This is a genomic window from Flavobacterium notoginsengisoli, from assembly GCF_042686225.1.
Classification (GTDB): Bacteria; Bacteroidota; Bacteroidia; order Flavobacteriales; family Flavobacteriaceae; genus Flavobacterium; species Flavobacterium notoginsengisoli.
This window is the reverse complement of the sequence record NZ_JBHUOT010000002.1, coordinates 332,034-345,083: the sequence shown is the minus strand read 5'-3', so window position 1 is coordinate 345,083 and position 13,050 is coordinate 332,034. Positions and strand designations below refer to the sequence as shown.

At 35.3% G+C, this 13,050-nt stretch carries 8 protein-coding genes; all 8 read left to right on the top strand.

Annotated features, from left to right (window positions below; translation table 11 throughout):
* Positions 1-66: 66 nt before the first annotated feature.
* The 8 genes from ACFS3A_RS06810 to ACFS3A_RS06775 all read left to right on the top strand — a co-directional run bounded on the left by ACFS3A_RS06810 (position 67) and on the right by ACFS3A_RS06775 (position 13,046).
* Positions 67-630 (top strand): helix-turn-helix domain-containing protein, encoded by a 564-nt coding sequence (locus tag ACFS3A_RS06810; RefSeq protein WP_038330931.1) that lies wholly within the window; start codon positions 67-69, stop codon positions 628-630.
* A 223-nt stretch (positions 631-853) separates the two neighbouring features.
* Complete coding sequence (locus ACFS3A_RS06805) at positions 854-1,924, top strand: efflux RND transporter periplasmic adaptor subunit (protein ID WP_177766395.1); 1,071 nt, start codon at positions 854-856, stop codon at positions 1,922-1,924.
* Between the two features lie 3 nt (positions 1,925-1,927).
* Positions 1,928-5,044, top strand: a complete 3,117-nt coding sequence (locus ACFS3A_RS06800) for an efflux RND transporter permease subunit (RefSeq protein WP_177766393.1) — start codon at positions 1,928-1,930, stop codon at positions 5,042-5,044.
* Positions 5,045-5,061: 17 nt separating this feature from the next.
* Positions 5,062-6,360 carry a TolC family protein gene (locus tag ACFS3A_RS06795; RefSeq protein WP_143884071.1) on the top strand — a complete coding sequence of 433 codons (1,299 nt, stop codon included), beginning with the start codon at positions 5,062-5,064 and terminating at the stop codon, positions 6,358-6,360.
* A 65-nt stretch (positions 6,361-6,425) separates the two neighbouring features.
* Entirely contained in the window at positions 6,426-6,995 is a 570-nt protein-coding gene (locus tag ACFS3A_RS06790) for a DUF2652 domain-containing protein (RefSeq protein ID WP_143884072.1), read from the top strand.
* A gap of 113 nt (positions 6,996-7,108) precedes the next feature.
* The gene (locus ACFS3A_RS06785; RefSeq protein ID WP_052217463.1) at positions 7,109-7,558 is read left to right on the top strand and encodes a Fur family transcriptional regulator; all 450 of its coding nucleotides are present in this window, start codon (positions 7,109-7,111) and stop codon (positions 7,556-7,558) included.
* 95 nt (positions 7,559-7,653) lie between these two features.
* The gene (locus ACFS3A_RS06780; RefSeq protein ID WP_038330938.1) at positions 7,654-8,061 is read left to right on the top strand and encodes a hypothetical protein; all 408 of its coding nucleotides are present in this window, start codon (positions 7,654-7,656) and stop codon (positions 8,059-8,061) included.
* A gap of 629 nt (positions 8,062-8,690) precedes the next feature.
* Complete coding sequence (locus ACFS3A_RS06775; protein WP_084106824.1) at positions 8,691-13,046, top strand: CusA/CzcA family heavy metal efflux RND transporter; 4,356 nt, start codon at positions 8,691-8,693, stop codon at positions 13,044-13,046.
* Positions 13,047-13,050 lie beyond the last annotated feature (4 nt).

Genomic DNA, 13,050 nt, shown 5'->3' with positions numbered 1-13,050 from the left:
GAAATATCATAAAGTCTTATTTTTAGTAAATGCTGAATTTTGTTTTTTAAATATAATATAGAGCTTATGACACTGTTAATAAAAGGAATGGTGTGCAATAGATGTATGTATGTTCTTGAAAAAGAGTTAACTATTTTGGGTTTTGAAGTAGTGGATGTAAAACTAGGAGAAGCGATAATAAAAGATACAGTAGCTTTTTCGCAAAAACTGGGAGCAATCGAAGCGATGCTGAAAAGTAATGGCTTTGAATTAATGTATAATAAAAACCAAAAAGCAATAAACAATATTAAAGAGTTGGTTGATAATGGTATTAATATGCAATTGGAAAGTGGAATACCTACAAAATTTACAGCTCTTATAAGTAATAAGTTAAACAAGAATTACGATACACTGAGTGCATTGTTTTCTTCAGAAGAAGGAATAACACTTGAAAAGTACATTATTCACTGTAAGATTGAAAAAGTAAAAGAACTTTTGATGAATACAGAAATGTCTTTGACCGAGATTGCTAATGTATTAGGTTATAGTAGTCAGGCATACCTTTCCAATCAATTGAAAAAGCATACAGGCTTTACATCAAGCTATTTTAAACAGCTAAAGGATAGGGATAATCAAACTTTGATTCTTTAAATCAAAAGACTGAATTATTCACGTCCTGTTATTTAAGTTAAATGTAACTGTGAAGAGCTACTGATCATTCAGTAGCTCTTCGTTTTATGTCAATTATTACACCTTATGAAAAGTAAATTTCACAACTTTTAGCGGTCATTTCGTATAGCTGTTTGTATGTTGTAAACCGACCTTTGTCCCTGAAATCTAAAGTTAAAATAAACGTAACAAAATAAATGTAAAGATGAAAACAGGTAAAATAGGTTTACTATTCCTTTTCCTAATAGGGATAGGTTTGATACAGAGTTGTAAACAAAAAGAAGAAAAACAATTAAAAGATGAGCCTCCGGTTGTAACAGTAGGTACGATCCAAAGTTCAGAAACAGAAGAATCTGTTGTTTATTCAGGTTCCATCGTTCCAGATAATATGACCACCGTGAGCTTCGCTGTTCCCGGAACAATCAATAATGTGAGTGTCAATGAAGGTCAAAAAGTTAGTAAAGGACAGTTTTTAGCAAGTATAGATGCTACAGAATATGAAGCGGCCTTGCAAATAGCCAATGCTACATTAGAACAGAGCGAGGATGCATTCAGAAGGTTTGATGAATTGTATAAAAAAGGAAGTTTTCCTGAAAAAGATTACATCGATATCAAAACTAAAGTTGCACAGGCACAGGCAAATAAAAAAATTAATAAAAAGCGTATTGCCGACAGCCGTTTAATGTCGCCTACTAATGGAATAATTACAGTTAAATCAGCTGAAATCGGAGGTATGGCAGCACCAGGAGTACCGGCTTTTACAATTGTTAAAACAGATCTTGTATACGCTCAATTCTCAGTACCTGAAAGCGAAATAGGAAACTTCAAACAAGGTATGCAGGTAGAAGTAAACATACCTACACTGCAACAAAATTTCACCGGTAAAATTACAATTATCAATCCTGTGGCTGATGAAATTTCCAAAGCATATACTTTAAAAGTACGTCTTGACAATTCAAAAGGTGTTTTAATGCCTGGGATGATTAGCGAAATATTTGCAGGTATTCCGGCTAAAGTTAAACAAGTGCGTGTACCACTTACAGCTATCATAAACAATGTTGATAAAATCCCTCACGTGTATGTGATAGACAAAAATAGCAATGCAAAACTGACAAGGGTTACTGTTGGTAAAATTGCAGGCGATGAGGTTATAATAACCAACGGACTTGATGAAAATCAAACTATTATCCTTGCCGGGCAAAATAATGTAAAGGACGGACAAAAAGTAAAAACCGAAACAGCTTCAGTAAATACAACTGCTTCAAAAACAGAATAATTTATGAAAAAAAAGATAAACCTCGTTGAGGCGGCAATGAAATATCCACAGGTACCGATAGCGATTACCGTTATCATGGTGCTTGCAGGTTTGATTTCATTATTGACAATGCCAAGGAGTGAAGACCCGCGTATAACAGTTAGACAAGGGCTTGTCGTTGCTTTTTATCCAGGAAGTGACGAAGAACAGATGGAGAAAGAAGTAACGGATAAACTGGAACAATATCTGTTCGGTTTTGAAGAAATAAAGAAGGAAAAAACACATTCAGAAAGTAAACCTGGACAGGTTGTAATCACAGTTGAATTACAGGACTATGTCAAGGATACTAAAAAATTCTGGAATACTTTACAGCACGGTTTAGATGCCAATATGCCTTTGATACTTCCGCGAGGCGTACAAGGGCCGTATGTGAACAGTGATTTTGGTGACGTGGTGGTTCAGATGATTGCTGTGTCTGCACCAGGACGTACATATGCCGAATTGGAAAATTATCTGGATGAATTGGAAGACGGTATTAAAACGATTCCTCAAGTTTCAAAAATAAAACGTTACGGAGGTCAGAAGCAACAGATATATGTCACACTTCGTGAAGATGTATTAAAACAATATGGTTTTGGCATCAATGAAATTGCTTCCACATTGAGCCAGCAGAATGTTACGATCCCAAGTGGAGATATTGAAATTGACAAAAATCGCTTATTGATTTTTACAGATGCTCAGTACCAAAATGAAAATGAAATCGGTAATCTGATTGTATATAGTTCTCCTCAAGGTGGTAATATCCGTTTGCAAGATATTGCCAAAATAGAACGAAGATATGAAGACCTAAAAAGTAAAATTACTGTAGCTGGTAATGATGTAATGATGCTTACTGTAGAAATGCAACCTGGTCAGAATATTGTTGACTTAGGTAAAGCATTGACCCAAAAAGTAACAGAAGTAAAAGAAGTTTTACCTGCAGATGTACAGGTCAATACCATTGTAGATCAGCCTGCTGTAGTAGATATGAACTTAGGGCATTTCTTTATTGAGTTTGCAATTGCCATTGGAGCCGTTATTCTGGTGGTAATGATTTTGCTTCCGTTTAGAGTAGCTACGATTTCTGCTATTGCGGCACCTGTAACCATTTTGGCGACATTTGCCATTCTGAATATGATAGGTGTAGAAATGCACCAGGTTAGTTTAGCTGCATTGATTATTGTACTTGGAATGGTCGTCGATGATGCCATAATTGTCGTAGACAATTATATAGAAAAAGTAGATGAAAAAGTACCGTCATGGACTGCTGCCTGGCAAAGTGCAACACAGCTTATGGTTCCGATATTCACTGCGACACTTACTATTGTTCTATCATTCTTACCATTAGCATTTACACTAACAGGAATGACACGAGAGTTCGTACAATGGATACCAATTACGGTTAGCATAGCCTTGGCAGTTTCATTCTTAGTCGCGTTGTTTCTTACACCATATATGTGTTATCATTTCCTTAAAAAAGGATTGAAAAACCATGATACACAAAAACCTAAAAAACGTAATTTCTTAGATAGAATGCAGGATGGTTTCGACAGAGCTATAGAGTTCTGTATGAAATATCAGAAAACGACTTTGTTTGCAGGTCTGGCGATTTTCTTCCTTTCATTTGTAGTAGGAAGCCAAGTGAAAACCGAGTTTTTCCCAATTGTGGAAAGAAATCAGTTTAATCTTGAATTGTGGATGGACAACGGTACAAATATTCACGAAACAGAAGCGGCAGTTAAAAAGATTGAAAAGGAAATCGCAGGAGACAAGCGTATTGTTACCACAGCAAGTTTTATTGGTACAAGTTCACCACGATTTTATTCAACATATTCACCGGAAAACCCGCGAGAAAATTTTGCGCAAATATTTATCAATACAGAAAGTAATGATGCCACAAATGAAATGATAGATGAATATGTTCAAAAATTCAATAATTTCCTGCCAAATGGATATGTCCGCGTTAGACAGTTAAGTAAAAAACAACAGCCTGCTCCGATTGAGATCCGTGTGATTGGTAAAGATATTACGCAACAGAAAAAAGTAGCCAAAGAAGTAGCTACAATACTAGAAAACACAAAAGGAGCAAACTGGGTACGTACAGATTATCAGGATGATTATGTAGGCCTTAAGGCTGTAGTAAAAGAAGATGTCGCTTTACGATTAGGTGTTACCAAAGCACAGATTGCACAGGCTTTAGGTGCTAAAATAAAAGGTTTTCCTATATCACAAATGTGGGAAGGTAACAAAGCCATAGATATACTATTGCGTACGGACGAAGCTGACAGGCAAGATCTGGATGCTTTGGGAAATATGTACATCACCTCATCATTTGGAGCTAAAGTACCTTTAAAACAAGTAGTGGATTTACAACCTTCATGGCATACGGGAGCTATTGTACACCGTAACGGATTGCGAACATTAACTGTTTCTTCTGAAGCACAATTGGGTAGAAAACCTGCTGAAGTGTTCGCCGAGGCACAACCGAAAATCGATAGCTTAGAACTACCTAAAGGAGTTAAAATTGCCTATGGAGGAGAGTATGAAGATGGTCTGGAAAGCGGTCCTAAAATGGGAAAAGCTTTTATGATAAGTTTCGTGTTGATATTCTTAGTTCTGCTATTCCAATTCAAACGAGTGGGCAAAGTGTTCATTGTACTGGCATCATTCCCATTGAGTTTACTTGGAGCGATGCTGGGATTATTTCTTACAGGTTATGAATTTGGTTTTATGGCAATTATCGGTATTACAGCCTTATTGGGTATTGTAGTTCGAAACGGAATTATCCTTGTAGACTACGCTGATGAATTGGTGCGTGATCATGGACACACGATTAAAGAGGCAGCTCTATTAGCGGCTAAGCGAAGAATGAGACCCATTTTTCTTACTTCTATGGCAGCAGCTATTGGATTGATCCCGCTAATGTCGAGTGGTTCTCCTGAGTGGGGTCCAATCTCGAGTACAATATCAATAGGTATTTTAGTCTCTATGGTTACTACCTTATTTATAGTTCCGGTATTGTATAGCAGATTCGTAAAACCGTCAAAGAAACCCTTGAATAAAGGTATACACGAGAAATATGATTTTCATCACGAAAGTTAATTGAAAAAAAATAAATCATGTTACAAAGAAAATATAAAATATTCGTAAAAGCTTTTGTATTTGCTTTTGCTGTTTTACAGGGAACAGATAACCTGTTTGCCCAACAGCAATTAACTCTTGCAGAAAGTAAAGAACTAACCCTGAAAAACAATTACAGGATTAGTAAAGCCAAAGAAGATGTTACTGCTTCCAGATCTGAGAAACAAATATCAGACGCGACGGCAAGACCCAAAATAGATGCTTCTGCAACTGCATTTTACTTTGGTGAGCCATTAAATTCCATGCTTCCTGAGTACGGTTTCGCCCCGATGGTAAGCGTTACTCAGCCTATTTATACAGGAGGAAAGATTAAGTACGGTAAACAAATGGCGGAAACCAATATAGAGATGAGCAATGCTCAGCAGAGATTGGTCGAAGACGATGTGTTGTTAGCTACCGAAACTGCCTATTGGATTGTAGTACAGGCTAAAGAAGAAATAAAAATGGAGAAACAAGTTAAAAGACAGTTAGCTTCCCATTATACTTTTTTAAATAATCAATTCCAGGCAGGTATTATTTATAAAAATGATGTGCTTCGGGCAAAAGTACTTCAAAATGAAAATGAAGCTCGATTACAGGCGGCTGAGAACAAACTAATATTAGCCAAAAAAAGATTAATCCAGTTAACTGGAATAGAAGAACAAACGGATATTGATGTAGTTGGTTCATTGAGTGATGATGAATTTAGAAACTATGAGATGTTACAAAGCGTACAAGTAAATCGTCCTGAAGTAGACTTAGCCACAAGTGCCATAAAAATGAGTGAACTTACAAAGAATATGCTCAGAGCCGATCTAAAACCGACAGTTGGCTTATCACTTAACGGAATGGCTGCCTTTGGAAAAGAAGGTATTAATTTTGGAGATCCAACCAAAAACAGTATGCTTACTTATTTCGGAATGTTAAGCGTAAAGATTCCCGTATTCGATTGGGGAAGTAAGCGAGAGAAAGTAAAGCAACAGGAAGCTAACATACGTTCGGCAGAATATGGATTGAGAGAACTTCAAAGCCAGATTAATGTGGAGATAGAACAAGCAACACTTAACCTTCAACTGCAGGCAAACAATATAGATTTAATGCAGGCTTCACTAATTGAAGCTGATGAAAATCTAAAATTAAGTAATGATCGTTTTCAAGCAGGAACTATCACTGGAGAAGATGTATTAATAGCAGAAACACTTTGGCAGCGTGCGTATAGCAGTATGCTTGATGCAAAAGTAAGATACAAAATTGCTGAAGCTGTTTATCACAAAGCCATCGGACAAATAAAACAGTAGTCATTAACAATATAATGTAGAGGCTCAATATGCCTCTACATTTTTAAAATTGAAATTATGATAAAATGATACAAGAACAGCATACTGATAACCCAAAAGGTGTATTGATGATACCGGATATTTCAGGCTTTACAGATTTTGTTGTCAAGTCGAATATGTTTGTTGGAAAATATATAACAGAAAATCTCCTGAAAGTAATAATGGATAGTAATATTCTGTGTTTTGAAATTTCTGAAATTGAAGGCGATGCAATACTTTTCTATAAGTACCAAAACTTACCGACGTTTGAAGAGAGTTTAATGCAGATAGAGCTTATCTACGGTAATTTTCAAAAGGAATTACAGCGCTTATCTCAACAGTTAGCAATAGAAATACCTCTTTCTTTAAAGACAATAGTCCATTACGGTGAATTTACCCAGTACAAAATCGGAAAATTTGAGAAACTTTATGGTGCACCTGTAGTAGAAGCACACAAAATGCTTAAAAATCATATTGCAGAATATCCCCCTTATGCTTTGTTTTCAAATGCTTTTTTACAAGCCAATTTTGAGCAACCTGAACAATCAACATTAGAATACGATAATTGCGAAGACTGTAAATATTTGCCCGAAATAGGCTACATTCACTATTTATAAGACAGTAACCAGTAAATCTCGTAAATCTATCAAAGAATATTACAAGATGGAATAAAATCGACTTCTATACTTTTACATTGGATTTATTAGCTCATTTAATCCATAAAAGCAAGATGAAAAGTTTAGAAGAAAGGTTAGAAAAAAGAAGTATAAAACCAACATCAGTTAGATTATTAATTTTTCAGACAATGTCTGAATTTAAAAAAGCATTTAGCCTGACCGATTTGGAAACGGAACTAGAGACGGTAAATAAATCTACTATTTTTAGGACCTTGACCCTTTTTCATGACAACTTACTCATTCATACGATCGATGATGGTTCCGGCTCAATGAAATATTCAATTTGTAGTGATTCATGTATGTGCAATGTAGGTGACCTACATGTACATTTCAACTGTAACCGCTGTAAGAATACTTTTTGTCTTGAAAGTATTGCTATTCCACCGATTCAGCTGCCAGATAGTTTTTTATTGGAAAGTATAAATTTTGTAATGAAGGGAATGTGTAATGAGTGTTCGAGATTTTTTAAGAAACAAATAACTCCAAATAAAACCGCATTTTAAAAAACAGCCATATGTAAATATGGCTGTTTTGCATTTGCAACCAGGTTCCCAAATACTACAGCTAATTTTGTTGTGTAAAAATTCATAATATAGATATGGAAAATAGATATAATAATAACTCGAAAATAAAATCAGGTTACGTAGATAACCCAGATTTTGAGGTAAAAAAAATTGAATGTGTAGTTTCTGAAAAAGAAACAATGTATACCTATACATCAATACTTCAATCTATGTCATCACACCCTATAGCAAGAGCTATTTTTAAAGTGTTGCCATCTGTACAATTATCAGACTATAGAATTGAAAAAGTTGAAGAAATACAAGGAGGAATTAAAGGTTTTATTGATAATCATGAAGTAATTATTGGAAATCTTGAATTGATGAAATGTTACGATTTTTATTATGATGAAAGCTTGAATCATATCAATGAAAAGGTGATTCTTGTAATGATAGATGATAGATATACAGGCTGCTTTATAATGAAAGAGGTGTTAAATGACTAAATTTATTTTAAATAAATTGCTAATTACATAATCTTTTATAGATTTCATTCATGAGAAAAATAACTTATTTGTTAAGTTGAGTGCTATTATATTTTTTGTAAGTTTGTACCGACTTATTGGATGGATTATCAATCAATTAAAGTTTAAAATTAGAGAGGTGAAAATATTTGTATTTATATTCAGTGTTTATATGTTAGGGATGTCAATAACTTCCCTGCACAGACGCTTTGTATGAATGTACAGCAAATAACAACCAGTTAGTAGAAATTGGACTATCACATGAAGATAATCATAAAACGGAACACAAAGATTTTTGTAGTCCTTTTTGTTCTTGCCAATGTTGTGGAACCATTACTGTAGCTATTTCGGATTTCAACATAACCGAAGTAGTATCCCCAAAACTTAAATTGAACGCTAAACAAAAGGTTTCTCTTAGAAATGTAAATCTCTATTCCCAATACTCCGGGAGCATATGGCAACCGCCAAAGATTAATGTTTAAAAAGTAATTACTAGTCTTTTCTCTTGCGCTTGTGAAGAATATTTCTTCGTGTGCGTCAGTAAAAATTATTGTACTATCATTTTAAATGATAGAAATCGTATATACTTTAAATATTAATACTAATCAAAAATGTTAGATAACATAATTAAATTCAGTATCAAGAATAAGCTCATTATTGGAGTAATGACTTTGCTGCTGATAATATGGGGCGTATGGAGTGCTACAAAACTTCCTATAGATGCCCAGCCTGATATTACAAATAATCAGGTACAAGTTATAACTCTATGTCCTACTCTAGCGGGGCAGGAAGTTGAACAATTAGTTACATTTCCAGTAGAGCAAAGTATTGTCAATCTTCCTGATGTGGAAGAGATACGAAGTATTTCCCGTTTTGGACTTTCAGTCGTTACCGTTGTTTTTAAGGATGAAGTAGACATCTACTTTGCTAGACAACTAGTTAATGAGAAATTGAAAGAAGCTGAGGAGCAAATTCCTGAGGGTGTAGGCACACCGGAACTATCCCCTGTTAGCACTGGCTTAGGTGAAGTGTATCAGTATATACTACATCCTAAAAAAGGTAGCGAAGACAAATATACCGCTATGGATCTGAGAACAATGCAAGATTGGATTGTTGCTCGTCAACTATATGGAACACCAGGAATTGCTGAAATCAATAGCTTTGGAGGGCTGCTGAAGCAATATGAAGTTTCTGTCAATCCAGATCGTTTAAGAGCTATGGATGTGAGTATTTCCGAAATATTTTCTGCATTGGAAACTAATAACCAAAATACAGGAGGTGCATATATTGACAAGAAACCCAATGCATATTTTATTAGAGGTGTAGGTTTGGTAAACACACTTGAAGATGTAGGGAATATTGTTGTAAAGAATATTTCAGGAGTTCCTATACTGGTAAAAGATGTAGCAGAAGTACGTTTTGGTAATGCCATTCGTTACGGTGCGCTCACCTACAACGGAGAGGTAGATGCTGTGGGAGGAATCGTCATGATGCTCAAAGGAGAAAACAGTGCCAAAGTGGTAGAACGTATTAAGGAGAAAATTCCGACAATACAACAATCTCTACCAGACGATATCGTTATCGAACCTTATCTCGACAGAACAGACCTTGTTGGACGTGCCATAGATACGGTTGAGAAAAATCTTATAGAGGGAGCTTTAATTGTAATTTTTGTCTTAATTCTGTTTCTAGGTAATTTAAGAGCTGGTTTAATTGTCGCTTCTGCTATTCCTTTGTCAATGCTATTTGCATTAGGTATGATGAGATTGTTTGGAGTGAGTGCCAATCTGATGAGTTTAGGAGCTATAGACTTTGGTTTGATTGTGGATGGTTCTTTGATTGTAGTGGAAGCAACAATGCATCATCTAGGGCTTAGAAAATCAAATAAGAGACTTACACAGGGAGAAATGGATGAAGAAGTGTTCGATTCTGCAAGAAAAATACGTACAAGTGCGGCTTTCGGAGAAATCATCATTCTTATTGTATACATCCCAATATTAACATTAGTAGGGATCGAAGGAAAAATGTTTACACCAATGGCTCAAACAGTCAGTTTTGCAATTATTGGAGCTTTAATTCTTTCATTCACCTATATCCCTATGATGAGTGCACTGTTCTTGTCAAAGAAACCTATCACAAAAAAGAACCTGTCAGATAAAATGATGGATTTCTTAAACAAAGTGTATCAGCCCCTTTTAGAAAAAGCTATTAGATTAAAATATGTAGTGATAGGATCAGCGGTAGGTTTATTTGCAATCAGCTTATTCTTATTTTCCCGAATGGGTGGTGAATTCTTACCGAAACTAGGTGAAGGAGATTTTGCAATGCATTGTATTCTACCTCAAGGGACTTCTTTAAGTCAAAGTTTGGAGACATCTATGCAAGCGTCTCGAATTCTGAAAGAATTTGACGAAGTTAAAATGGTGGTAGGAAAAACAGGTGCCGGTGAGATACCTACTGATCCGATGCCTCCGGAGGCTACAGATTTAATGGTCATTCTTAAGCCACAAAAAGAATGGAAAGAAAAAAAATCTTATGATGAGCTTTCAAACGAAATGATGGAAAAACTAGAAAGTATCCCAGGGGTTTTCTTTGAAGCTAATCAGCCTATTCAGATGAGATTCAATGAATTAATGACGGGGATTCGTCAGGATGTGGCAGTGAAAATTTTTGGAGAAAATCTGGATTCTCTATTGGTGTATGCTAATAAAGTTAATACTATAGTACAGACAATTCCGGGAGCGACTGCGCCACAAGTAGAAAGAGTGGATGGACTCCCTCAAATCAACATTGATTATGATCGGGCGAGAATTGCCAACTATGGTTTAAAAATTCAAGATATTAATGACATTGTGAGTACTGCCTTTGCAGGAAAAGCAGCAGGTGTAGTATATGAAAATGAGCGAAAATTTGATCTGGTAGTTCGTCTGGACAATGAGCACAGAACCTCTATAGAAGATGTAAGTAATCTATTCATACCAACGCCTAGTGGAGAACAAATTCCGCTTTCTCAAGTAGCTGATGTCAACTATAAATTAGGTCCAGCACAAATAAGCCGTGAAGACGGAAAACGTCGTATATATGTTGGCTTTAACGTTCAGGGAAGAGATGTTGCAAGTGTGGTGAAAGATATTCAAGACAAACTCGCTCAAGAAGTGAAACTTCCGAGCGGCTACTATGTAACGTATGGTGGTCAATTTGAAAATTTACAAAAAGCAAGCGATCGTTTACTCATCGCAGTGCCGATCTCACTTCTTCTAATATTTGTACTTCTTTACTTTACATTCCGTTCACTTAAAGAAGCGGCACTTGTATATGCTGCAATACCTATGAGTGCCATAGGTGGAGTATTTGCATTGTTGTTGAGAGATATGCCATTTAGTATTTCAGCCGGAGTTGGTTTTATTGCTTTGTTCGGTGTGGCGGTACTAAACGGAATCGTACTTATAGCAACATTCAATAGGTTAGAAAAAGAAGGTTGGGATGACATAGTTGCACGGGTAATTGAAGGAACCAAAACAAGGTTACGTCCTGTTCTAATGACGGCATCTGTTGCCAGTTTAGGTTTTCTTCCTATGGCTTTAAGTACCAGTGCGGGAGCTGAAGTACAAAAACCTCTTGCTACCGTAGTAATTGGCGGGCTGATTTCAGCTACAGCATTAACACTCTTTGTTCTTCCGCTACTGTATTTGGTATTTATGAAAACAAATAAAGCAATGAATAATAATAAAATTAAATCGATAACTCCAATAATATTATTGGGCATATTTTTAGGTCTCTCACAAAATATTCAAGCACAAGATATTTCCGCAGATAAAGCTGTCCGAATTGCATTAGAAAATAATTCAGGAATTAAATCTAAAGATTTAGACGTAAGGGCAGCTGAAAGTCTGAAACGAACAGCTTATGAATTACCGAAAACCGAACTAAATATTCAATACGGAAATAACGAAGGATTTGAATATAATGATGGAGTTATGATTTCTCAAAACATTCCTTTTCCCACACTATTTGGAGCAAAAAAGGATCTTATTAAAGAAGAAATTAAAAGCAAAGAATGGGCAAAGGCTCTTTCAGAAAATGAATTAAAGAAGCAAGTACGTACCTATTATTATCAGTTGGAGTATCTTGAAAATAATGCTAAAAAACTTCAATACCTTGATAGCATTTATCTTGATTTTATAAGAGTAGCTAACTTGCGATATAAGACTGGTGATATTGGTAAAATTGATGTAAGTACAGCAAACACTAAACGAGGTGAAATCAACCTTCTTGCTCAACAAAATGAGGTATTAAGAAAAAATGCATACCTGAATTTAAAAAATCTAATGCAGATTGAGGAGGATTTCACCATCGAAAAAGCACTAGAATATAAGCCTGTATTTATAAGTGACATAATAGATAATGATGCTGTTAGGAATCATCCAAGTATTCAATCTCTGTATCAAGAAGCACTTGTTGCTGAAAAAAGTAAAAAGGTAGAAAGAGCGAATGGATTGCCAGACTTTACTTTAGGTTACAGCAATATCTCATTGATTGGTGAACATAGCAAAAATGGTGTAGAAAAGTTTTATGGAAGAGGTCAAAGATTTGGATTTGTCGATGTAGGAATTTCTATTCCAATTTTTACAACCACAAGATCAAGGGTTCGTTCGTTGGAAATTCAAAAAGAATCTGCAGAAATGAATGCGCAATGGCAGGAAAATGTTTTGAAAACAGAAATGAAAAATGCCATGACTCAATATGAGCAAAATGTGAGTCAGTTTAATTATTTTATTGAACAGGCAATTCCGAATGCAGAAGAAATTATAAATGCTTCACGTTTGGGATATAGCACAGGAGACCTTTCTTATGTAGAATATCTGTATGCCGTTCAAACAGCTACTGATACCTATTTAAACTATCTTAAAAGTATACAGCAAATAAATGAATCTGTGATTGTTATCTATTCATTAACAAATAAATAAACAA